The organism is Luteolibacter sp. (assembly GCF_058122085.1).
In genome coordinates, this window is the sequence record NZ_JBIKBQ010000068.1 from 1 (window position 1) to 21,312 (window position 21,312).

Genomic DNA, 21,312 nt, shown 5'->3' on the forward strand with positions numbered 1-21,312 from the left:
TGTCCCAAGGCGAAATACATGCACTCCGGGTTTTCCCGCGGCAGGAATGAAGTGTTTCGGGTATAATCTCCGCCAAAGGTCCCGGCGCACTCGCCCGTCCCCTGCCAGATCACGGGAGTTCCTTCGGTATCCAACAGCCGGGCCAGTCCGCGCGCCTTCGAAACCGGCGCCAGCCCGGTCAAGACCGCCCCTGGCGCCGTGCTGGAAATCTTCAGGCATTCACGGGTCGGCTCGAAAATCCAAGTGCTGGGAGGCTGCACGGTTCTCACCAGCAGGCGGCCGGGAATGCCGCTCTCCGGCGTCCATTGTTTCGTCTCCCCCCGCGACGAGGAGGTGTGCACCACAGGACCGGTGACCTCCGCTTTCCATTGTGGCATCTCCTGCAAGACCCCGTTCGCCTCGAGATTCAGGCGCACTTCGCGCAGGATCGTCCCGAGGCGTTCGTGCTTGATCGTGAGGCGGCCGCGGTCGCCCTGCGTTTCAATGGTCCAGCCCTCGCCTGTGAGGGTGGTCGAACCAGATTCGGCGGCGGGTGCCGCATACGAAACCAGCATCATCATAAACATCAGGCATATCGACTGAATTGCTCTCATTGGTTCTTCTTTTCTTCGTTTTTAGTGTGTTGTGTCTGGCCCACAAGTTTGACCTCGTGGCTGCTAGGAGTTTGCTTTCTGCGGGAGGCCCCTGAAAGAGCCATTGGGTCGGACCGGAGGGCGGGGAAAAGGGGGTTGTTTCGGTTCTGGGATCGGACGCATAAGGGGTCTGGTTGAGGACGCCCATGGCCAGCGAGGTGATGGCGACCCGGGTGTCGGCCGCTTTTTCCAGATAGGTCTTGCGGACATCCGGCAGGCGCAGGTTGTTTTTCTCGTCCCCCCCGCCGAAGCTCACTTGCACTCCATCCAGGCCGATTTCCCTAGCGACGTCGAAGGCTTTCAATTCGCCCCGGCAGTCGATCGACCAGTCGCACGCGCCGATGCGAAACGGCGGCCTGCCACTGGCGGCCATGACCTGCATGGCGGGTGACATCAGCAGGCCTCCGGCCGCTGCGGTTTTGATGAAATCACGTCGTTTGATCATGGGTTCCGGGTGTCTGGGGTGTCGCTTGGATCAACAAATCCGCTCGTACGCAGCGGATACGGCAGGGGTTCGGTTTTCTTTCAGGTAGCGTCGGACCCAGAGTGGACAAGGCCCGCATCGCCGAAATGGAATCGAAAATCGACTCGGCCATCAAGGCTCAGTAGAAGGAGCCGCCATCGAGAATGGCTGGACGAGTTCAACAAGGGCGAAGTGACCATCGCCGGCTGCTAGGGAATTGCTTTTTGGGTGAAGGCCGTTGAAAGAGCCGGTGGCCGGACCGGATGGCGGGGAAAAGGGGGTTGCGCCAATCGTCGCCATCACATGCGTCCACCCGTCGCTGTGCGGCAGTGCGTGCGTGAGCGTGTCACCGCCAACGATGAGTCGCAGCGAGTTGCCGGGATAGGTGTCGAGCAGGAAACCATCTCTGGCGCCCGGGGTGATCTGGTCCAGGATTCGCCCGGCCATGCCCTCGTCGGGACGAACCCACGCTTCGAGCGTAGCGCCGTTCGGGAAATCAAACTTCTGCCCGGACGAGACCGGTAGGCTCGGACGCAGCCATTCGCCGACGATGCCCGGCCCTTTGCCTGGCGCCTCCGGCGCTGCCGCAGCCAGCTTCTTGACTTCCGCCGCCGTCAGCTCGCGATCATACAGCCGCACGGCGGCCATTTGGCCGAGAAAGGCGTTCCCGCCTGCCTGATCCGCGCCGATGCGGAGCGGAAGCGAGTTGGCCGGTATTTGGGCGGACAACGGCAGCCACGCGAGCAACAGCCACGCGCCCAGTGAGAGGGTTATGTTCTTCATGTCAGAGTCGAGTCGATTTCACTGTCTTCAGTTCGCCATTGAAGCTTACCGTGACCGGGCGGGGCGAGGGGGAGCCGATGTGGTAATGAGTGACCTGGCTGTTCTTCCGTTCGATGTGCACCGTGAAGCCGCCGCGCGCGCGCAGGCCCTTGACGCTGCCCCTTGGCCACGCCGAGGTGAGGGTGTTGTTCTCCGCAGTGATCTTGCCCTTGTGCATATCCGTCAGAGTCACGGTGTCGCCGGCTTTTCCACTAACAACTTTGCGAGAAGCGGTTCCATGGCTTGCGCCCTGGCCTCCGCGCCCGCAGCATTGGGATGGATCATATCCGGCATCAGCTCTGTGTTGATCGAGCCATCCGAACGCAGGAACACCTGGCCCACATCGAGCCAGAAGACTTGCTTGCCATCGGCCAGGCGGGCGGTCAGCTCATTGGCTCGGCGGTTGGCGGCAATGCCTTTTGCGGAGCGGTTAAAATTGCGGTTGTAGGGGGTGCGGTCATCCGGCCCGCCACTGGGGAGAATCGCCAGGATGAGGATCTTGGTGGTGGGATGGCGCTGTTTGATGAGATCCACGATGGCCTTGGTTCCGGCGAATACCTGCTCGCCAGTGTGGACCCTCGGGTAATGTTGGTCGTTGGTGTTGTTAGTGCCGATGAGCAGGGTGATGACTTTGGGCGATTTGGCGAAATCGAGTTCGCCATTCTGCAGATTCCACAGGATATTTTCGGTGCGATAACCTGAATATCCCAGGTTGATGGCATGGCGCCGGGCGTAGTGTTTGTCCCAAACGGCCTGGAGCGGCTCCCACTCCCCGGCCCCTCCCTCACCCACGCACTGCGTGATGGAATCCCCAATCATGGCCAGCTCAAAATCCCCGGCTTTGATGGCCGCCACTTTTTGATCGTGCCGGTCATTGGGCGTCGGCTTTGGAAAATCGGCATCGTCGAGTTTGGGGGCGACTGCCGCCGGTCCGGTGGTTGGGGGGGAGGATGGCGTTTCCCTGGCGCAAACGTTCCATGCGGCCAGAGCGGCGATTGTGATAAACAGGCTAAATTTCATGGTTTGAGAAGTGAGTGATTTGATTGCTAGGAAATTGCTTTCCCGGTGAAGGCCGTTGAAAGAGCCGGTGGCCGGACCGGATGGCGGGGAAAAGGGGGTTGGCTAGGAAATTGCTTTCATTGCTAGGAAATTGCTTTCCCGGTGAAGGCCGTTGAAAGAGCCGGTGGCCGGACCGGATGGCGGGGAAAAGGGGGTTGCGGGGGAAAAGGGGCCAAAAGGCCGGAACAATTGGCGAACCGAGTCAAGCCCAAGGCTCCAAAGTTCGAATTTGGGCAAGGGACAGTGGTTTGCGGCCGGATTCATGGTGAAATTCTACACGCCAAAAAACAGCCATCCGGTCCGCTTTGCCAAGGAATTTCGTTGAAAAATTCTTGCAGCGGCGATTTTGAGGCGGCGGACACCTTCGAGGTCAGGTGTATTCGAGAACCAAGATGCGGCCATCATCGAGCGGGACTTCGGGAGCTTTCCATGTTGAAGTTTGATCGAACCTGTCTGGGTCGGGTTCTGATGGTTTCCGGGGTTGGTTGAACCAGTCGAGGTCCGGTTCGTCGTCGGGGATCCATTCCTTGATCGCCTGCCAGGGTGGCTCGATAGGCTTCATGGTCTCGATGTCAAAAGGCGGAGGTGGCGGGCGTGGATGCTTGATGATTCCCCTCAGTGATTTTGACTGAGCTAAAAAAATCAAACACCCGCCGGATCACGCGGACCCGGCGGGCGTTGGTTTCAGGTTCAGGCGGCTCGCAAAGCGTCGGCAGTTGTCATCCCCGGCAGCCACGCCATGCACTCGTTCTTGAACTGGCACCACGAGCACTGCATCCCGGGTTGCGGGTGGTAGCGGCTGTTGGCGATGCCTTCGACAGCGGTTTCCAACAGGGCGACGACCCGTTGCTTGCGGCGGGCGTCGGCGGGCGGACTGGTCACCCGGATGGTCTGCGGCTTCTTGGTTTTCACCAGGAACACCAGATCGAGCGAGGGCGGGGTTTCGCCGGTGGCGGCTTCCATCAGCAGTTGGTAACTGACGAGCTGGATTTCGTGGTCGAACGCAGCGTTTGCCTCATCAGGCTTGGCGGCGGCGGATTTGAAATCGACTGGCGTGAAGTTGCCTTCGACCAGGTCCATCGCTCCCGTCAACGGCACTGACAGCCCCGCGATGTCCTCCTTCAGCATCACCTCGACGGCGCGTGGCTTTTCCTTCATCGCTTCCGGGGAGTCGAGGTAGGCTGCGACCACGCGCAGGCCGTCCTGGCGGCATTTCTCGCGTTCGGCTGCGTCGTCGAAGTTGACGGGGCCTTCGTCGCATTCGAGGCGGAGGAAGGCGAGTTCGTAGGCGTTGGCGATGGTTTCCGGCGAGTCGTCGCCACCCCGCCAGCGGGCGAGGTGGAATGCTTGCAGGGCGGCATGCACCGCCTTGCCGAGGTGGAGCGCGGCGGGCGTCGATTTCCGGATGCAGGCGACCCGCTCGAAGTAGAACTTGAGCGAGCACGCCAGATAGGCTTTCGCCGCCGTCGGGCTGATGTGGTCCGGCAGGCATTGCGCCCACGGGGTGAGCCCGGTGGCGAATGGCGGATCGGTGACGCTGGCGATCATGCGGCGTCCCTCCTTCCGTGGGCTCCGCTGTAGGCGGAACCGTTGCGGCGGCTGCCGTTGCCTTGGTGCTTTGACCCGCCGTGGGTGTCGAGCAATTCGTCGATGAGTCCGGAGGCCTCCACTTTATTGAGGATGCGGACGCCCTTGCCGAAGCGTTCGATGGCGAGGGCTTCGACGTCGGCTTTGTCGATCTGGTGTTCTTCGACGAGTTTGAGAACCAGGTCCTTCTGCTTGTCGGAGCATTTCCAGGCGGGACCACGCTGCCACTGGGTGACGTTGGCGGGTTCGCCCGGATCACGCTGGGAGACGTTGCTGGCGGCTGGAGGGTCCATGCCGTAATCGGCGGGCGGGACGAAGCCGGTGTGGAGGATTTGCTCGTCCACGGTGGCTTGGAGACGTTGATAGAGACGCTCGGATTCGGCGGCGACGTCGTCGGTGGTCACCAGCTCCGTTTCAACGGAGACGGAGAATTGGTGGGACGAGTAGCCGGGAAGTCCGAGGCGCTTCGAGTAATTTGCGATCAGCTTGATGGCCATGATGGTAATTGGTTGGGCTGGTTGTTGGTTGTTGGTTGGTAGAAACGGAAAAGCCCGGTGGGGTGCCGGGCTTTTCCATCGATGGGGTGACTCGCTGACGGATCAGCGGAGTGCTTTGTAAATCAGGGTGAACGCGACGGCACCGATGAGCATCGGCAGCCAGAAGTCGGAGAAGATCGAGCAGCACAGGGCGACGATCGAAAGCCAAGCGAAGCCCTTGATGAAGAACAACGGATTCATGGGGATGGTGTAAGGCGAGGGTTCAGCCGAGCATGCGCCCGAGGACCACGACGACCGCCGCGCCAAGCATGGCGAAGCCGATCACTTTCAAGCCGTCGCCCACGGGCGCGGTGTCAGTGACGGCGACCGTCGGTGGCGGTGGCGGTTTGGAAGGCGCTTCCGAGCAGGAGCCCAGCGCCATGAAACAGCCGGCCGCGGGGAGCAGCAGGAGGGATTTAATGGGGCGTCTTCTAGGTCCGCTGGATGGCGGATGATTTTGGATGAAACGGAACATGGGATGGATGGGATTGGAGTTTGAAATGACGGTTCCGGGATCATGCGGTGGCAAAGCGCCGCTCGCCCATCTGGCCGAAGCTCGAACGGTTGCGATTGCGCGAGGGGCCGGCGTTTTGAATTTCGACGATGTCGCCGTTGCGGAGTAGCATGGCGGCGAGGGCGGCACCGCACAGCAGGGGTAGCAAGGCCTTGGAAAAGACCAGGGCGCTTAAAGCTCCGATGGAGATCCATGCGAAGATCTTGAGGAGCTGCCTCGGGTTCATGGGGGTGAGGGGTGAGAGTTGGTTTCTGACGGAACGGATCATGATGGTGTGTGGGATTGGTTTGATGGAGGCGGGTGGAAACGAAGAAGCCCGGCGGATGGCCGGGCTTCTCGCGGGGATGACAGTTCTAGCCAAAGCGGCTGTGTCAGAATTTTATGACACGGAGGGTGGGGGAATTGCGGGGTGAGACACCATTGGCGTTCCTACTTCGGAAAATCGCACCGATCCCGCTTACCTCTTCGCTCCCGCTCAGGCGGCCGCTGGCATCACGGTAGGTGGTGCGGGACGAGGCTCCCGTGGTGGGCTGGGTGCTTGCCGTGCCGGTGATTCGGCCGCTGGCATCCCGATAGTTGGTTTGCGCGCTGCCGCCGGCATTCGGTCTGGTGGTGGCGGTGCCGATGATCCGGCCCGAGGCGTCCCGCGTGGTGGCTTGCACGGTGCCGCCCGCGCTTTTCTGGCGGTCGATGGTCTGGACGATCCGTCCGGACGCGTCGCGGACCACCTCCCGGCAGGTCTGGGCAGCGAGCACGGAGGCCAGGGCGAACGAGAGCAGGGGAGGGAGGAGGAGTGTCTTCATGAGGGTGAAACGTAAGCCGGGGGAGTTCATTCGAGCAGAATTTTGAAATTCATCCCGCTTCCTCCATCCAAAATCCATCATCTAAAAAATCCAAAAAATCTTTCACCCGCCTCCGCTATTTGTCCCGCCCCCGGGGGTAAAAGCTGAGGTTCTGAAATGCTGGAAACGCCGGAATTCAGCCCTGCACCACTCCACCCATCCGAATGAAACCTCCCGACACGCGCCTCAATTACGACCAGCTCCAGACCGGGGTGGCCGCGGCTAACCGGCATTTCGCGCTGATCCGCAAGAAATACCCGGCGCTCAAGATGTATCTGGTCCTGTCGCTGCCGTCAGGGCAGACCCGGATCGGCAGCTCGCCGGAGGAGATTCTCAAGGAGTTTCCCGCCTTGGTGGTGAACGATGCCGCCAAGGCCCTGATCCTCGATTTCCTCAAAACGCCGGAGCCCAAAGACCCCTCCGACGCCGAAAAGGAGCGGTTGAAGGACCAGTTCGCAAACCTCGCGGACGAACTCGGCTACGACGGGAATTGCCAGGTCGAGGTCCGCTTCGACGCGTTCGAATACGAATTGCTCTGGCAGCTTCAATCCGACGAGCTGGTGGACCGCGTCCTCACGCCCCAGACCCGGGCCTCCATCCGGATCGTCTTGGGCACCACTTCCCGGTTTGCCGGATAACCCGCCAAAACCTCCCATGGAAACCTTCTCACCCTGCGATCGCGTCGTCGCCATCAACACCGACCTGTCCGGCCCCAGTCACAAGCGCTTCGGGCACTGGCGGAAGGCGATGATTTTGGATTTGGAGAGGTTCCGCATGTGAGGGTGGGAATAAGGTGGGATCGCGAGAGAATCCGTCGTGATTGAATCAAGGAATCCGGAATTCCTATCCAATGTCGTCCGTGATTGAAACCCTTGCTTGCTATCGCTCACGAAATGGCTATTTATGACGAATAAGATATGCCCCAATCGCTCAAACCTTGGAACTGGCAGCTGCCCGAGTGGCCGGACTTCCTTTATGACGAAGTCCGTCTCCGTTCGATGGAGGCGGAGTTTCTGCGTCGTTCCGGGGTGCATGTGGGGGCGTTTTCCCATTTGGATCCGCAGGAACAGGAATCGCTGAAGGCCGAGATGCTCAGCGACGAAGCTTTGCTGACTTCGAAGATCGAGGGTGAATTGTTGAACCGCGACAGCCTGCAATCCTCGATCCGCCGGCTTTTTGGTCTGACCAGCGATGGCCGGAAAGCCAGCCCTGCGGAAACGGGGATTTCGGAGTTGCAGGTGGATGTGTATCGGAATTTCGCCGGGCCACTAACGGATGAGAAGTTGTTCGAGTGGCACCGCCTGGTGGTGCGGGGGCGGCAGGATTTGCATAAGATCGGAGCTTATCGGCAACATTCGGGACCGATGGTGATTGCCTCGGGTCCGGTGCATGATCCGGTGATCCACTTCGAAGCGCCGCCCTCGCGTCAGGTGCCTGGGGAAATGAAGCGGTTCATCCAGTGGTTCAATCGTCCGGTCGAGCCTTTGGCCGAGTTGGCGCGGGCAGGCATCGCCCACTTGTGGTTTGAATCCATCCATCCATTCGAAGACGGCAATGGAAGGATCGGGCGGGCCATCGCGGAAATGGCCCTCTCACAGGCCTTCGGCCAGCCGACGTTGATCGCTCTATCCATCGTGTTGGAAAAGCATCGTAAACGGTATGATGAGGAGCTGGGACTGGCGAGTCGGGCCATTGAAATCACCCGCTGGCTGGAGTTTTTCGGATCAATGGTATTGGAGGCCCAGGAGCAGGGTCTCCGGCGGATCGGGTTCCTGGTGGAGAAGGCGAAATTTTTCGAGCGATACCGCGGGCAGTTGAATGAACGTCAGGAAAAAGTGCTGCTGCGGATGTTTCGTGAGGGCGTCGATGGCTTCAAAGGCGGGCTGAGTTCGAACAACCATATCAGCATCACCGGTTGTTCCCCGGCCACCGCGACGCGGGATCTGGCAAGGTTGGTGGAACTGGGCGCGATGGTTCGCACGGGTGAATTGAAGAACTCCCGGTATTTCCTGAAGTTGGAGTGAGCGTGGCTTTGCTTGCACGGTCTTGCAGGAACAGCATTTCCCTCAGGCTCCATTTCCGCCAAATTCACGCAAAGAGCCAAAGTTGACTCTTCGATCCGCATCCGGCGCGGATCCGAAGGATGAGCGGTCCAGATCACACGCGTATCTGTCTCCTCAAATTCCATGAACGGTAAATGATCGACGACGTTTTTCCGCACTCCTGAAAAAAACTTAAAATTTCTCTACCCACCCCCGCTATTTGTCCCACCCCACCTGCTACGGTGGGCGCATGACTGAATCCACGCACTCGAATACCCCGCTTCACCCTGCGATCACCGGACTGCTTTCATCCCTCAGGCTGGGGGAACCACAGGTCCACCAAGGCATCGGCCTCTGGCCGGTGTTTGCCGAAATCCGGCCCGAGCCGGCTTACATCACGCTGGTCGAGGCGCTGTCCCTGGACGGCTTCAAGATCACGGAAGTCAGCGAGGGCGGCTCGGTGCCGAGCCTGCGGGTGATCAACGAGACGCCGCAGCACGTGCTGCTCTTCGATGGCGAGGAGCTCAAGGGTGCCAAGCAGAACCGGATCCTCAACACCACCATCCTGATCGCCGCCGGGTCGGCGCTCGATGTGCCGGTGAGCTGCACCGAACGGGGACGCTGGTCCTATCAATCGGCCGAGTTCAGCTCCAGCGGCAGTCTGGCCCACGCCGAACTGCGCAAGCACAAGGCCGCCGCCGTGGCCTGTTCGCTGGAGGTTCATGCGTCGCACGTTTCCGACCAAGGCGCGGTCTGGTCAGAAATCGAGCAACTCCACCTGGCGGCCAAGAGCGATGTCAGCTCGAAGACCCGCGCGATGAAGGACGCCTATGACGGACGTCAGCGCGAAATCGACGAGTTCACCCGCGGCATTCCCCTCCACGACGGTCAATGCGGGCTGCTGGCCGTGATTGGCGACCGCGTGGAGGGAATCGACGTTCTATCGAGACCGGAGGCGCATGCGAAACTGCACCGGCGTCTGGTTGAAAGTCACGCGATGGATTTCCTGGTTAGAAAGCAGGGCGTGTCCCGCAAGCCGCTGGATGTGGCAGCTCCCGCACGTTTTCTCGCAGAAGCGTCCAAGGCGGAGGAATCCGTTCATGCCACACCGGGACTCGGCAGCGACCACCGGCTGCGATTCCGCTGGGGACATGGTGCCGCGTTGCAGGTTGGAGACACGATCGTCCACCTCGCGTTGTTCGGAGGAGCCGGACTTGGCCAGGGTCATCATCCGTCAGAGCCGCCTCTCCGCCGCCGTCAACGCTAGTCGGTCGAGCCGTTGAAAATTTGCAGGCGGTCCTTGATGAATCATCTCCCCCCCGATGGTCCGCTCCGGGCCGCCTGCTTCAATCATCCCCTGTTTTTCCTATCCGAACCCCCTCAACTTTCATCCTCATGTCCAAACCAAAAACCAACAAGTCCGCCCGCATTGCCTCGCCGCTCGTCACCCTGCTCAGGGAACTCGTCGTCCCCGTGTTCGAAGAACACTCCACCCCGGCCGATGACGCGCCGGAGTTCGAACTGATCGAACCGGAATCCGGCGAGCATCCGTTCGTGCGCGGCCATATGGGCGATGGCCGACTCGTCCACGTTCAGGCGGTGCCGCATGATGACGTGCGGACGGTCCTGCGGATTAGCCTTCTCACCGGCTATTTCATCGACAGCTCCTCAGGTCCGGCCCTCCTTGTCGGCAACCTTTTGGAGCTCACACCCTTCCATGTCCGTGCCGACTTCCAGCTTGGGTATCACGGACGGATGAGCGTGGGTTGCGACCTCATGGTGCGCGACGACGACGCCGCGGTCGTGCGCCTCCGGCTCGGCGAGTTGTTGCAGCTGGCGCATGACTTCGAGTGGTTCTTCCCGCTTCGCATGCCGACCCGCTTGACCTGGCAGGAGGTCGCCGGCCTCGAAATCGACTGGGAGGATCTCCCCCACAATGACCTCGCCGGGTTTCTTGACGAGGGGCTGAAAGTGCCGCCGGCCGAGCGCACGCCACTGACCCTGCTGCGACTCGCCCAAGGACTGGGACGCTGGCAGGATGTGCTGCAGCTGTTGCGCGAACACCCGGACGACTTTCCACGCAAGGAGTGGGCCCCGCTGAAATGCATGGCCTGCCGCCTGCTCCGCCGTTGGCTGCCCGCCATCCGCGCCGCCAAGGAAGGCGGCATCCGCAACGGTCGCTATCCCGGCGGGAGGTGGCTCAGTCCGTCCTATCTGCTCGCGCTGATCGAGGGCGGTGACGACATCGAGGCGCTACGGATCCTGGGGAAACCCGCTGATGGAGAACCGGGCTACTACCCATGGTTGCGCGGCTTGGCCCTGCACCACGCCGGCGACTTCGAACAGGCGTCCAAGTCGTTTGCCTCCTACTTCGCGCATTGGCCGGGCGACGTGCTGGGTGTCGCTGCCACCAACGAGATCGCGCCGGAAGATGAATGAATCCGCCTCGTGCCCCTTCAGGAAATAGCCAAACCGCCGGATTCCCTCCTGCGATTCCCCTGAAACCTCAAACCACTCCCCGCCATGGCCTTTTTTACCCGATTCAAAAAACAGAAGCCGGAAATGGACGACTGCGAACACCTCTCAACCCTCGGCGATGATCCGGATGCCTGGATCGGTCTCGACGACGATGAACTGAAACAGGTCCTTTCCGTGAAGTTCATCGAGTATGGCGCGACCCAGGACGGCTCGCGGATCGCCAGGCTGTTCGCGCTCTATCGATACTCGATGCAACGCCTCGACGTGGACGAGCGCCGGACAATGCTCACCGAGTTCAGCGAAATGATCGAGCGGCACGAAGGGCTGGGCCACATGGGCCTGATGATGTTTCTGGCCGCCGACACGGATCCCGGCATCCGCTCGTCCGCCGCGCTAAGCCTGTCGGTGCTGTTTGATCCCGACGACGGGGACGAACTCGCCGGACCGCGCTTCGTGATCAATACGCTCGTCAACCACGATGGCGGCGCGCCAGGGCAAGGCGCGGCCTTGGGCGGCGTCCTGCTGCTAGGCGACAAGCGGATCATGCCGCTGCTCGCGGAGGTGTGGGACGAATTGTCCGAGGAGGCGCAGCTGGAAATGACCGCCGCCAAATCCGGGTTTGTCAGCGAGGGAGTGGTCGAGTTCTGGCTCGACCGCCTGGAAGCGGGATGCAGCGAGGCGGTTTTCGGCTCGGCGGTCGCGGCCATCGCCAAGATGCCCGTCAACGCCCAGCTCCCCTGCGTGCTGGATATGGAACGCCTGCTGCCCGCCTACGCCGGCGGCGAACCGATGAAACTGCTGCGCCGGACCCCGTTCGCCGACTATCTGGACAAAATCCGCCCGCGCCTGAAGGCGCTGGAGCAAAAGGAATCGAAGCCCAAGGTCATTCCCCGCATTTTTCAGTTCTGGAAGGAGCCCGAAGCCTTCCGGGGAATGGTCGGTTGAAAATCTGACTTCATCCGCACATTTCCGCTTCTCTCCCTGTCAGATTTCCATCAGGTATTTCCAATAGCGCCACACCCGTTTCATCACCCTCTTCATGAGCCTTCGCATTTTCCACACCGCCGACAACCACATCGGCCTTTCCTTCAACCAATATCCGGAAGCCCGGGAACGCCTGATCGAGGAGCGCTTCGCCTCGCTCGAACGGATGGTCACCACCGCCAACGACCGCGCCGCCCACTTCTTCGTGGTCGCGGGCGACCTGTTCGACAAAACCACCGTCACCAAGGCCCAGATCGAGCGGGCGGTGACCATCCTCGGAAAATTCGAGGGCGAGGCAGCCCTTGTCCTCGCCGGCAACCACGATTTCAGCGAGGGACCGGATAGCAAGCTCTGGAGGCTATTCCGCACCGCAGCAGAAGGCAGCCGCGTGCTGGCCCTGACAGAACCGGGCATCACGGACTTCGAAAGCGACGACTATCGGGTCCGTTTCCACGCCTGCCCCTGCCCCAGCAAACACGGCAAGGATCACACCATCGGCTGGGTGGCGGACGCGGAAAAACCGCCCGGCATGCTCCACATCGGCATCGCCCACGGCAATGTCGAGGGCCTCGGGCTGGATGCCGACCAACGCTATTTCAACATGGCCGACAGCGACTTCCGCAACGCCGGCCTCCACACCTGGCTGCTCGGGCACATCCACGTTCCCGCCCCCGCGCCCGGCACCACCGGCAAGCAGCTCTATTTCATGCCCGGCATCCACACGCCGGACTCGGTGAAATGCAGCCACCCCGGCCACGCCTGGTGGATCGAGATGGACGCCAATGGCACCTGCCGCCACGAGCAACTCACGACTGGTGCCATCCGTTTCGTCCGGATGAACCCTGATCTACACCACGCCAACGACATCCGCGAGCTGCGGGCGAAGTGCGAATCCCTGGACGCGCCCAACACCATCCTCGACCTCCAACTCGCCGGCCGCCTGCGCGAAGAGGAAATCGCCGAACTCAATGCCATGCTGGGCACCATCAGCCCGGCGTTCCTGAATTTCTCGCAGGACCGGGACATCGCCTCGGTGCTGGACGCCGCCGCCATTTCAAAGCGATTCCCCGAAGGCACCCTGCCAAGCGCACTCCTGCAAGCGCTTCTATCCGACGACGCCCACCCCGGCGATGCGCACCTCGCCTTGGACATCATCGAATCCCTCCAGAAATCATGAAACTCCTCTCGATCCGCCTCCATCCCTTCGGCGGCACCGCCAACCGCACCTGCACGCTCCAAGACGGCATCAATGTCTTGGAAGGCCCCAACGAGTTCGGCAAAAGCACCTTGAGCAACGCCCTCTGGCACGCGCTCTTCACCCCCACCAACCTGACTCCGGTCAATCTGCGGAACACCATGGGCCGCTGGTATCCCAAGCCCGGCGGTGACCACGCGCGGATCACCATCCAGTTTCAGGCCGATGGCCAAATCTGGACTCTCCAGAAAACCTGGGGTGCCGGAGCCGTCTCCAGCCTTCAGGCGGATGGCTCCGCCGGCATCGCCGATCCCGCCAAAGTCCAGGCCCAGCTCAACACCTTGTTGAAACGCAACGAAGCCACCTGGCGGCACGTGCTGTTCACCGGTCAGGCGCAACTCGCCGCCACCATGGAGCAACTGCGGGCCAATGCCGGAAAAGTGGACGACGTCCAATCCCTCCTCGCCGGTTCGGCCGCGATCCCCGGCGACATTCCACCGGACAAACTCACCGCCGCCCTTGAGGCCCGCATCAATCAGCACTTCGGCCGTTGGGACATCGCCAGCCATGGCCCGGAAAGAGGCCGCGGCATCGACAATCCCTGGGCGAATGGTGTCGGCCCCCTGTTGAATGCCTGGTATGCCATGGCGAGAATCCGCCGCTCCCTGGACGAGGTCGTCCAGCACGAGCAGGCCGTGGATGACATCAACGCACAAATCCACCGCATCGCCGGCGACATGTCCGCCGATGAAGAATTCGTCCGCACCGGCCGCGTCCTCCGCGATGGCTTGGGCAGACGCGCCGGTCTGGAGGAACGATGCCAACGCCTCACCGGCGAACTGCGACTCCTGAGGGAAATCATGATTGCCTGGCCCGGTGCCGCCCAAGTGATCCAGGCCAAGGAAACCGAACTCGACGGCGTCACCAACGACCTCGAATCCGTCGAGGCCGAACTCAAGAACGCCCGGAAACGTGCACAAGCCGAACAACTGCGGGTGGCCCACGGCCTCCTCACCCAAGCCAAGGAAGAATGGCAACGGGCCGCCTCCCATCTCGCGGAGTCCAAAACCATCGCCCCCGAGCTGCTGGCCGAACTGAAACGCCTGGAGCCGGAAATCGAACGCCTGCGCATCCAGATCGCCGCCCAAAAACTCACCGCCAAGTTAGAGGGCGCCGCCGCCTGCTCCGTGACCGTGCAGCGCGGCACCGGAGAACCGGAGATCATCACCCTCTCACCATCCGCCGCCTGGGAAAGCCAGGCCGACGGCATCTTCCGCCTGGAGTTCCACGACCTCAAACTCAGCGTCGAGAGCGGCACCGGCGATGTGAACGCGCTTTTCACCGCTCTCGAAACCGCCCGCAACCGTCACACGGAAATCCTCCAAACCCTCGGCCACGAAACCCTCGCCGCCGCCCAACTGGCGGACGCCACCCATCAAAAGCGCGTCACCGAGGAGAGCAACCAGAAAGGCCTCTACCGCGCCGCCTTGCAGGGGCGCAGCGAGGAAGATTGGGCCGCAGACATGGCCGCCCTCGCAGACCTTCCCGAGACCCGCTCCGTCGAAGTGCTCGAAAACGAGAAAACCCGCCTGCTAGGCCGCAAGGCGGCGCTGGATTTGGAGATCCGCCAAGAGCGCGAAAAGATCGAAAGGTGGACGAGGGATCATCTGGAGCTCGATTCACTCACCGACAAGATCCTCACCCAAACCGCCGAGTCCAACCAAGCCAGACAAGACCTCGCCGGCCTCCCCGAGCTGCCGGAAGGATTCGCCTCCATCCCCGCATACCTCGAACTGCTTAGCCAGAAAGAAACCGCCCGCGAGCAGCGGGACCAGCGCCTCAAGGATTTGAAAATCGAGCAAGGCCGACTCACCGGAGCCGCGCCCGCCAACACCGCCGAAGAACTCCGCGCCGATCTGGAAATCAAACAACGCGAATTCGAGCGCCAGCAAGCCGACGGCCAGGCCCTGCTGCGCATCCGGGCGAAAATACAAAACGTCATCGCCGACCGCGGCACCGACGATCCCATGCAGGGTCTCACCACCGCCGTTTCCAACCATTTCAAAAACCTCACCGGCGGCCGCTATCAGGAAGTCACCTTGGACGGCACCGCCCCCACCCGGGTCGCCGGCGCTCTCACTCTCGACACCACCCTGCTCTCCCAAGGGACCCTCGGCTCGCTCGCCCTCGCCACGCGCCTGGCACTCTCCGAACTCTACATCAAGGGCATGGACGGCTTCTTCCTCCTCGACGACCCCTTCACCGACATGGACACCACCCGCCGCGCCGCCGCCATCCAGGCCATCGGAACCTTCGCGGAAAACCACCAAGTCCTCTTCTTCACCTGCCACCCCGATCACGCCGGGGAACTCCAGAATCTTGCGGGCGCTAAAAACCTCGATGTGCGGGAATAACCAGCGCCGACAGTGTTGCTGACGGCCCTTTATTATTTCTGCTTCCACCCTACCAGATTTTCCGCTTTTCTGATTAAGTCCCAGTGCTTTGGCGCAATCATCCCAAATTTAGCAGCGGAAATCCTGGTGCCAGCTCGACAAATAATCTGCGGTCCCACAGCCAACCAGAGCGAAGAGCGGGCCCTTGAGCGGCTAAAAAGCATCCTTAGTGGTGATTGGGTGCTTTTGTCAAACCTGTCGCTCATTACCGGTCAAGACCGACAACCCAGTGAAATCGACGTTATTGCCGTTGGCCCCCCAGGCGTTCTCGTGATTGAGGTGAAGCATTGGGACGCAGCTTGGGTGCGAGATAATCCTGAAAGGGGCAGAAGATGAGGCCCGTATTCTAAAGTCCAAGACGGAACGTGTTGGCTCACTTCTTCGCCGGGAATTGTCAGGCCTCAGACTCTATGCTCAAGAGCCTCCATTTTAACGTTTTAACCCAAAAAAATCCGCTTCCCGAACCAATCGAAATCCAGCAAGCAGATGTCAGCTTGACCACACCCGCCGCCCCTTTCCCAACCGAGATGTCACCGATGATTTTTGTCACCCGCTGCCTGCCGCTTTTCGCGGGCATGGCCTGCTGCGCTTCGGCGGAAACGGTCAGCTTCAACCGCGAGATCCGGCCCATCCTTTCCGACAACTGCTATGCCTGCCACGGCTTCGATCCCAAGACCCGCGAGGCGGGCTTGCGGCTCGACACCTTCGAGGGGGCCACGGCGGACAACGGCGGCGTGACCGCCATCGTGCCCGGCGATGTGGAAAAATCCGCCCTCTGGCATCGCATCCACAGCACCGATCCGGACGAGGTGATGCCGCCGCCGAAAACGCACAAGACGATTTCCGCCGAACAAAAAGCGAAGCTGCGGAAATGGATCGAGCAGGGCGCGCCCTATGAGAGGCATTGGTCCCTCGTGCCGCCCGCCGCAGCCGCGATCCCGGCGGTGAAACAGACCGAGTGGCCGCGCAATCCCATCGACCATTTCGTGCTCGCCCAACTGGAGGAGAAGGGACTCAAACCCTCGCCCGAGGCGGTGAAGGAATCGTTGATCCGCCGCGTGACCCTCGACCTAAGCGGCCTGCCGCCGACCCTGCCGGAGATCGACGCCTTTCTCGCCGACACCTCGCCGGACGCCTACGAAAAAGTGGTGGATCGCCTGCTGGCCTCGCCGCACTACGGCGAGCGGATGGCGGTGGATTGGCTGGATGCAGCGCGCTACGCGGACACGAACGGATTCCAAGTCGATCGCGACCGCGAAATCTGGGCGTGGCGCGACTGGGTGATCGGCGCTTTCAACCGTAATCTGCCATTCGACCAATTCACCATCGAACAGCTCGCCGGCGACCTCTTGCCAAATCCGACGTTGGACCAGCTCATCGCCACGGGCTTCAGCCGCAACAACATGATGAACGAGGAGGGTGGCATCGATCCCGAGGAGTTCCTCAACGAATATGCCTCCGACCGTGCTGAAACCACGGCTGCCGTCTGGCTCGCGCAGACTCTTAACTGCTGCCGCTGCCACGACCACAAATACGACCCTCTCACGGCCCGTGACTTTTACTCGATGAAGGCGTTTTTCAACAACGTTCCAGAGCCCGGCGCAGGCAATTATGGCGCGTCGATCCGGGTCAACAGCCCGCCGCAGCTCAAGCTACCCGCTCCGGAGATCGCCAAGCTCCGTGCGGAAATGTTGCAGCTCGAAAATGCCAGCGCCGAAGCCGCCAAGGCACCGCAAAATCCGTCCTCATCGGCGGTTGCCTGGACAACTTTCGCCCCAACCGCACTTCAGTCGGCCGGCGGCGCCACGTTGACGATCCAGCCGGATGGAGCCGTTCTCGCCAGCGGTGAGAATCCGGCCAAGGAGACTTTCACGCTCACCGCCCCGGCCACTTTGGGAGCCATCTCCGCGATCCGCTTGGAGGCGCTGAATCACGATTCATTGCCAGCCCGCGGCCCTGGACGTGCCGACGATGGGAATTTTGTGCTGACGGATGTCCGCATGACTGTGAACTCACCGGCTGCGCCCGTCCGATCCGTGGATTTCAATGCCGCCGTGGCTGTTTTCAGCCAGAAGGATTTTCCTGTCGCCAATACCATCGATGCCGATGTGAACAGCGGCTGGGCAATCCATCCCGAAATCGGCAAGCCGCACACGGCGGTCTTCGCCCTGGATACCCCTATCACCGTGGAGCCGGGTGCCACAGTGACCATCTCCCTCGATTTCAGTTTACCCAACGGCAACAAACATACGATTGGACATTTTCGCCTGGCGCTCACCGATGCCCCGACCCCTGCGGCGACCGTCGCCGGCCAACTGGCGGCCACGAACCCGCAAGCAGCGGAGCAGGTCGCGGCGCTTCAGAAGAAAATTCAGGAAATGGAGCTGACCATCCCCACCACGCTGATCATGGCGGAGATGCCGCAGCCGCGACCGACCTTCATTCTCACGCGTGGCGCTTTCAACCAGCCTGGCGAGAAGGTGGAACCTGCCACGCCCGCGGTGTTGCCCTCGATGGCCGCCGACCTCCCGCGCAACCGCCTCGGCCTGGCGAAATGGCTCGTTTCTCCCGAAAATCCACTCACTGCGAGGGTGACGGTGAACCGTTTGTGGCAACAGGCGTTCGGATACGGTCTTGTGAAAACGAGCGAAGACTTCGGCTCGCAGGGGCAATCGCCTTCGCATCCCGAGTTGCTCGATTGGCTTGCCATGGATTTCGTCGGCAAAGGCTGGGATGTGAAGCGCCTCATGAAAATGATGGTCACCAGCGCCACCTACCGGCAGGGTGCCGCCTTCACCCCGGAGTTGATAGAAACTGATCCGGAAAACCGCATGCTCGCCCGCAGCGGGCGAAACCGCCTGCTGGGCGAGTTCATCCGCGACCAAGCGCTCGCCGTCAGCGGGCTGCTGGTGGACAAGATCGGCGGCCCGTCGGTGAAACCTTATCACCCACCCGGCATTTACGAGCAGCTCACCGAAGGCGGCACGACTAACACCTACGTCCCTGGCACCGGTGACGAACTTTTCCGGCGCAGCCTCTACACGTATTGGAAGCGCTCCGTGCCGCACCCCGCCATGCTGTTTTTTGGCACGCCGTTCCGCGAAGTCTGCACGATCCAGCGTCCCCGCAGCAACACCCCGCTCCAAGCGCTGAACCTGATGAACGACCCGACTTATGTGGAAGCCAGCCGTTTCCTCGCCGTGCGGATGATGGAAAACTCCGCCGACGCTCCACAGCGCTTGGCTTACGGATTCCGCGCCGCCCTTGCCCGCACGCCGCGACCCGCCGAAATGACAATCCTCGAACGCGCCCATCAACGTGCTCTTGCCGATTTCCGCGCCGATCCAGAAGCGGCGAAAGCCCTGCTCGCCGTCGGCACGAAACCCGCCGATCCGAAATACGATTCCGCCGAGCTCGCCGCCTTCACTAGCGTCGCTAGCACCATCCTCTGCATGGATGAAACCATCACCAAGCCCTGAAACGATATGCACCCCTTCAATCCGCTCCAAGTCACCCGACGGCAGTTTCTCGGCAAGGCCAGCCTCGGCATCGGCTCTGCCGCGCTCGCCTCGCTGCTCAACCCGCGCCTGTTAGCGGCAAGTTCCCCAGGCGGCTCTCCCTTGCCGCACTTCGCGCCGAAGGCGAAACGCGTCATCTGGCTCACCCAAGCGGGCGCGCCCTCACAGTTAGAGACTTTCGACTACAAGCCAGGCCTCGCTGCGATGTTTGACAAAGATCTGCCGGATTCCGTCCGCAACGGGCAGCGGCTCACCGGCATGTCATCCGGGCAGGCACGGCTACCCATCGCCCCTTCGGTTTACAAATTTTCCCAGCACGGCCAGAGTGGGATGTGGCTCAGTGAGCTACTGCCGCACACCGCGAAGCTCGCCGATGAAATCTGCGTGATTCGTTCCATGCACACCGAGGCGATCAACCACGATCCTGCCATGACAATGATTCAAACCGGCCACATGAACGGCGGGCGTCCCTCCTTCGGCGCGTGGGTTTCTTACGGCCTCGGCACGATGAACGAGAACTTGCCCACCTTCGTCGCCATGGTCTCCCGCCCCAGCGGAAAAACCAACGCGCAGCCGCTCCACGAACGCATGTGGGGAGCCGGCTTCCTTCCCGCAAAATATCAGGGTGTGCGTTTCAACTCCGGCAAGGATCCCGTGCTATACCTCAGCGATCCTCCAGGCATGACCACCGCGCGCCGCCGTGCCATGCTTGATGATCTTGGAGACTTGAACCACATCACGCTCAACGATTATCAGGATCCGGAAACGCAGAATCGCATCGATCAATTCGAAATGGCCTTCCGCATGCAGGCCAGCGTGCCCGAGCTTTCCGACATTTCCAAGGAGCCGGGAAAAGTCTTCGAGGCATACGGTCCGGAATCAAAAAAAGCCGGAAGCTACGCCGCGAATTGTATCCTCGCCCGCCGCCTCGCCGAGCGTGGCGTGCGTTTCATTCAACTCTATCACCGCGGCTGGGATCAGCACGGCAACCTGCCATCCGGCATCAAGAGCCAGTGCTACGACACCGACCAACCCACCGCCGCCCTGCTCACGGAGCTCAAGGAGCGCGGACTGCTAGAAGATACTCTCGTCATCTGGGGCGGCGAGTTCGGGCGCACCGTCTATTCCCAAGGCAAACTCACCGCCGACAACTACGGCCGCGACCACCATCCGCGCTGCTTCAGCATCTGGATGGCAGGTGCCGGCATCAAGCGCGGTCACGTCCTCGGCGAGACCGACGACTTCAGTTACAACATCATCAAAGATCCCGTCCACATTCACGATCTCAACGCCACGGCTCTCCATTTGTTAGGTATCGACCACACCCGCCTCACCCACCGCTTCCAAGGCCGCGATTTCCGGCTCACGGATGTCCACGGGCATGTTGTGGATAAGATTTTGGTTTGACCTCAAAACGTCCTGACCGAAGAAAGGCCGCCGTCCGGACGGAGTATCTGGCCGGTGAAGCTTGCCGGCCGAAGTCCAATGCCTCTGAGGATTGGAGCAATATCCCATTTTTCATCAATAACATGACATTCTTTGAACCGCAGAGCCGCAGAGGAAATGGACGCAGCGAAACAGGCGCGCACCTCGGAAATGGCCACAGGCGCACACCTCGGAAATGGCCACGGGCGCACCCTTGCCGATGACGGACAGAATATTTTCCTGAGGTTTACAGACAGTGCTGTGATTATCTTTGCCGCCGCACCCTTTCGCCTGCAATAAGGTGATGGTGCGATCGGCCGGAAAAATCAACACACCCGCGCGGTTTCCATGCCGAGCAACTTGCCCAGCTTCTCGATCTTATCGGCGATGTGGCCGACGCCGACGGCGCAATGGTGCGCCGGGCCGTGGACGTTCCATTCATTCACGAAGCGGCGTGCGCCGATGCTGAATCGGTAGCGCGAATTGGTGTGAGCATTTTTCGCATTGGTAGTTGTCCATTTTGGTTTGGGTGGGTGTAAGGGATGTTTTTCTGGCTAGCAGTCCTTATCCGTATCCCCCATCGCGGTGATATCCGGGTGGGGAGTCTTACCGGAGGAGAGGGGGGTAAATCGTTGGAAGATCAAGGCCTTTTCCCGGGATGGGTGTGTATATCAGGCGGTTGGAGGGAATGTGTGCCATTGCTGATATCACGGGCGCGGGGAGGGGGCGGCCCCGGGTTGGTTTTTTGGGGGGGATGAACGG

General features: G+C 61.2%; 23 protein-coding genes and 1 pseudogene. 11 read left to right on the forward strand and 13 right to left on the reverse strand.

The window, feature by feature from the left end; all coding sequences use genetic code 11:
• The 12 genes from AC4DF4_RS11310 to AC4DF4_RS11365 form a co-directional block, all read right to left on the reverse strand.
• Positions 1–560, reverse strand: a 560-nt coding sequence (locus AC4DF4_RS11310) for a hypothetical protein (protein WP_490048220.1), incomplete at its 3' end; no start/stop codon positions are given.
• The gene (locus tag AC4DF4_RS11315) at positions 481–1,077 is read right to left on the reverse strand and encodes a twin-arginine translocation signal domain-containing protein (RefSeq protein ID WP_490048221.1); all 597 of its coding nucleotides are present in this window, start codon (positions 1,075–1,077) and stop codon (positions 481–483) included. The genes AC4DF4_RS11310 and AC4DF4_RS11315, both read right to left, overlap by 80 nt.
• Positions 1,078–1,227: 150 nt before the next feature.
• Positions 1,228–1,878 (reverse strand): LamG-like jellyroll fold domain-containing protein, encoded by a 651-nt coding sequence (locus AC4DF4_RS11320; RefSeq protein WP_490048222.1) that lies wholly within the window; start codon positions 1,876–1,878, stop codon positions 1,228–1,230.
• 1 nt (position 1,879) lies between these two features.
• Positions 1,880–2,095 (reverse strand): glycoside hydrolase family 95-like protein, encoded by a 216-nt coding sequence (locus AC4DF4_RS11325; RefSeq protein WP_490048223.1) that lies wholly within the window; start codon positions 2,093–2,095, stop codon positions 1,880–1,882.
• Positions 2,096–2,106: 11 nt separating this feature from the next.
• Positions 2,107–2,937: a GDSL-type esterase/lipase family protein gene (locus AC4DF4_RS11330; protein ID WP_490048224.1), complete on the reverse strand. Its 831-nt coding sequence runs from the start codon at positions 2,935–2,937 to the stop codon at positions 2,107–2,109.
• Between the two features lie 409 nt (positions 2,938–3,346).
• Positions 3,347–3,538 (reverse strand): hypothetical protein, encoded by a 192-nt coding sequence (locus AC4DF4_RS11335; RefSeq protein ID WP_490048225.1) that lies wholly within the window; start codon positions 3,536–3,538, stop codon positions 3,347–3,349.
• A gap of 128 nt (positions 3,539–3,666) precedes the next feature.
• Positions 3,667–4,524, reverse strand: coding sequence for a RecB family exonuclease (locus AC4DF4_RS11340; protein WP_490048226.1), 858 nt, complete (start codon positions 4,522–4,524; stop codon positions 3,667–3,669).
• The gene (locus tag AC4DF4_RS11345) at positions 4,521–5,060 is read right to left on the reverse strand and encodes a hypothetical protein (protein WP_490048227.1); all 540 of its coding nucleotides are present in this window, start codon (positions 5,058–5,060) and stop codon (positions 4,521–4,523) included. The genes AC4DF4_RS11340 and AC4DF4_RS11345 overlap by 4 nt, the downstream gene beginning before the upstream one ends.
• A 102-nt stretch (positions 5,061–5,162) precedes the next feature.
• Complete coding sequence (locus tag AC4DF4_RS11350) at positions 5,163–5,300, reverse strand: hypothetical protein (RefSeq protein WP_490048228.1); 138 nt, start codon at positions 5,298–5,300, stop codon at positions 5,163–5,165.
• A 22-nt stretch (positions 5,301–5,322) separates the two neighbouring features.
• Positions 5,323–5,481, reverse strand: a complete 159-nt coding sequence (locus AC4DF4_RS11355; protein ID WP_490048229.1) for a hypothetical protein — start codon at positions 5,479–5,481, stop codon at positions 5,323–5,325.
• A gap of 133 nt (positions 5,482–5,614) precedes the next feature.
• Complete coding sequence (locus AC4DF4_RS11360; RefSeq protein ID WP_490048230.1) at positions 5,615–5,881, reverse strand: hypothetical protein; 267 nt, start codon at positions 5,879–5,881, stop codon at positions 5,615–5,617.
• A gap of 103 nt (positions 5,882–5,984) precedes the next feature.
• A complete protein-coding gene (locus tag AC4DF4_RS11365; RefSeq protein ID WP_490048231.1) occupies positions 5,985–6,416 on the reverse strand; it encodes a hypothetical protein in 432 nt (143 codons plus the stop codon).
• 203 nt (positions 6,417–6,619) lie between these two features.
• Between AC4DF4_RS11365 and AC4DF4_RS11370 the strand changes: the two genes are divergently transcribed.
• The 11 genes from AC4DF4_RS11370 to AC4DF4_RS11420 all read left to right on the forward strand — a co-directional run bounded on the left by AC4DF4_RS11370 (position 6,620) and on the right by AC4DF4_RS11420 (position 20,532).
• Positions 6,620–7,093 (forward strand): hypothetical protein, encoded by a 474-nt coding sequence (locus AC4DF4_RS11370; RefSeq protein WP_490048232.1) that lies wholly within the window; start codon positions 6,620–6,622, stop codon positions 7,091–7,093.
• Positions 7,094–7,109: 16 nt separating this feature from the next.
• Positions 7,110–7,235, forward strand: coding sequence for a hypothetical protein (locus AC4DF4_RS11375; protein ID WP_490048233.1), 126 nt, complete (start codon positions 7,110–7,112; stop codon positions 7,233–7,235).
• 137 nt (positions 7,236–7,372) lie between these two features.
• A complete protein-coding gene (locus AC4DF4_RS11380) occupies positions 7,373–8,479 on the forward strand; it encodes a Fic family protein (protein ID WP_490048234.1) in 1,107 nt (368 codons plus the stop codon).
• A gap of 268 nt (positions 8,480–8,747) precedes the next feature.
• A complete protein-coding gene (locus AC4DF4_RS11385) occupies positions 8,748–9,764 on the forward strand; it encodes an ARPP-1 family domain-containing protein (protein ID WP_490048235.1) in 1,017 nt (338 codons plus the stop codon).
• Positions 9,765–9,892: 128 nt separating this feature from the next.
• Positions 9,893–10,936: a hypothetical protein gene (locus AC4DF4_RS11390; RefSeq protein ID WP_490048236.1), complete on the forward strand. Its 1,044-nt coding sequence runs from the start codon at positions 9,893–9,895 to the stop codon at positions 10,934–10,936.
• 84 nt (positions 10,937–11,020) lie between these two features.
• On the forward strand, positions 11,021–11,920 hold the full coding sequence (locus AC4DF4_RS11395; RefSeq protein ID WP_490048237.1) for a hypothetical protein: 900 nt from the start codon (positions 11,021–11,023) through the stop codon (positions 11,918–11,920).
• A 94-nt stretch (positions 11,921–12,014) separates the two neighbouring features.
• The gene (locus AC4DF4_RS11400; RefSeq protein WP_490048238.1) at positions 12,015–13,136 is read left to right on the forward strand and encodes a metallophosphoesterase family protein; all 1,122 of its coding nucleotides are present in this window, start codon (positions 12,015–12,017) and stop codon (positions 13,134–13,136) included.
• Positions 13,133–15,568: an AAA family ATPase gene (locus AC4DF4_RS11405; RefSeq protein WP_490048239.1), complete on the forward strand. Its 2,436-nt coding sequence runs from the start codon at positions 13,133–13,135 to the stop codon at positions 15,566–15,568. The genes AC4DF4_RS11400 and AC4DF4_RS11405 overlap by 4 nt, the downstream gene beginning before the upstream one ends.
• 126 nt (positions 15,569–15,694) lie before the next feature.
• On the forward strand, positions 15,695–15,943 hold the full coding sequence (locus tag AC4DF4_RS11410) for a nuclease-related domain-containing protein (RefSeq protein ID WP_490048242.1): 249 nt from the start codon (positions 15,695–15,697) through the stop codon (positions 15,941–15,943).
• A 191-nt stretch (positions 15,944–16,134) separates the two neighbouring features.
• The gene (locus AC4DF4_RS11415; protein ID WP_490048240.1) at positions 16,135–19,086 is read left to right on the forward strand and encodes a PSD1 and planctomycete cytochrome C domain-containing protein; all 2,952 of its coding nucleotides are present in this window, start codon (positions 16,135–16,137) and stop codon (positions 19,084–19,086) included.
• Positions 19,087–19,092: 6 nt separating this feature from the next.
• Complete coding sequence (locus tag AC4DF4_RS11420) at positions 19,093–20,532, forward strand: DUF1501 domain-containing protein (protein WP_490048241.1); 1,440 nt, start codon at positions 19,093–19,095, stop codon at positions 20,530–20,532.
• A 344-nt stretch (positions 20,533–20,876) separates the two neighbouring features.
• Here the strand turns inward: AC4DF4_RS11420 and AC4DF4_RS11425 are convergent.
• Positions 20,877–21,041, reverse strand: a pseudogene (locus AC4DF4_RS11425) (arabinose isomerase); the annotation flags it as partial.
• Between the last annotated feature and the right edge of the window lie 271 nt (positions 21,042–21,312).

Excerpts from the sequence above, each read along its gene's own strand:
- AC4DF4_RS11375 (WP_490048233.1), top strand. The coding sequence starts at position 7,110 with ATGGAAACCTTCTCACCCTGCGATCGCGTCGTCGCCATCAACACCGAC.
- AC4DF4_RS11415 (WP_490048240.1), top strand. The coding sequence starts at position 16,135 with ATGTCACCGATGATTTTTGTCACCCGCTGCCTGCCGCTTTTCGCGGGC.
- AC4DF4_RS11420 (WP_490048241.1), top strand. The coding sequence starts at position 19,093 with ATGCACCCCTTCAATCCGCTCCAAGTCACCCGACGGCAGTTTCTCGGC.
- AC4DF4_RS11370 (WP_490048232.1), top strand. The coding sequence starts at position 6,620 with ATGAAACCTCCCGACACGCGCCTCAATTACGACCAGCTCCAGACCGGG.
- AC4DF4_RS11330 (WP_490048224.1), bottom strand. The coding sequence starts at position 2,937 with ATGAAATTTAGCCTGTTTATCACAATCGCCGCTCTGGCCGCATGGAAC.
- AC4DF4_RS11325 (WP_490048223.1), bottom strand. The coding sequence starts at position 2,095 with ATGCACAAGGGCAAGATCACTGCGGAGAACAACACCCTCACCTCGGCG.
- AC4DF4_RS11360 (WP_490048230.1), bottom strand. The coding sequence starts at position 5,881 with ATGATCCGTTCCGTCAGAAACCAACTCTCACCCCTCACCCCCATGAAC.
- AC4DF4_RS11395 (WP_490048237.1), top strand. The coding sequence starts at position 11,021 with ATGGCCTTTTTTACCCGATTCAAAAAACAGAAGCCGGAAATGGACGAC.
- AC4DF4_RS11335 (WP_490048225.1), bottom strand. The coding sequence starts at position 3,538 with ATGAAGCCTATCGAGCCACCCTGGCAGGCGATCAAGGAATGGATCCCC.
- AC4DF4_RS11405 (WP_490048239.1), top strand. The coding sequence starts at position 13,133 with ATGAAACTCCTCTCGATCCGCCTCCATCCCTTCGGCGGCACCGCCAAC.
- AC4DF4_RS11365 (WP_490048231.1), bottom strand. The coding sequence starts at position 6,416 with ATGAAGACACTCCTCCTCCCTCCCCTGCTCTCGTTCGCCCTGGCCTCC.
- AC4DF4_RS11355 (WP_490048229.1), bottom strand. The coding sequence starts at position 5,481 with ATGGCGCTGGGCTCCTGCTCGGAAGCGCCTTCCAAACCGCCACCGCCA.
- AC4DF4_RS11345 (WP_490048227.1), bottom strand. The coding sequence starts at position 5,060 with ATGGCCATCAAGCTGATCGCAAATTACTCGAAGCGCCTCGGACTTCCC.
- AC4DF4_RS11390 (WP_490048236.1), top strand. The coding sequence starts at position 9,893 with ATGTCCAAACCAAAAACCAACAAGTCCGCCCGCATTGCCTCGCCGCTC.
- AC4DF4_RS11385 (WP_490048235.1), top strand. The coding sequence starts at position 8,748 with ATGACTGAATCCACGCACTCGAATACCCCGCTTCACCCTGCGATCACC.
- AC4DF4_RS11320 (WP_490048222.1), bottom strand. The coding sequence starts at position 1,878 with ATGAAGAACATAACCCTCTCACTGGGCGCGTGGCTGTTGCTCGCGTGG.
- AC4DF4_RS11340 (WP_490048226.1), bottom strand. The coding sequence starts at position 4,524 with ATGATCGCCAGCGTCACCGATCCGCCATTCGCCACCGGGCTCACCCCG.
- AC4DF4_RS11380 (WP_490048234.1), top strand. The coding sequence starts at position 7,373 with ATGCCCCAATCGCTCAAACCTTGGAACTGGCAGCTGCCCGAGTGGCCG.
- AC4DF4_RS11400 (WP_490048238.1), top strand. The coding sequence starts at position 12,015 with ATGAGCCTTCGCATTTTCCACACCGCCGACAACCACATCGGCCTTTCC.
- AC4DF4_RS11350 (WP_490048228.1), bottom strand. The coding sequence starts at position 5,300 with ATGAATCCGTTGTTCTTCATCAAGGGCTTCGCTTGGCTTTCGATCGTC.
- AC4DF4_RS11315 (WP_490048221.1), bottom strand. The coding sequence starts at position 1,077 with ATGATCAAACGACGTGATTTCATCAAAACCGCAGCGGCCGGAGGCCTG.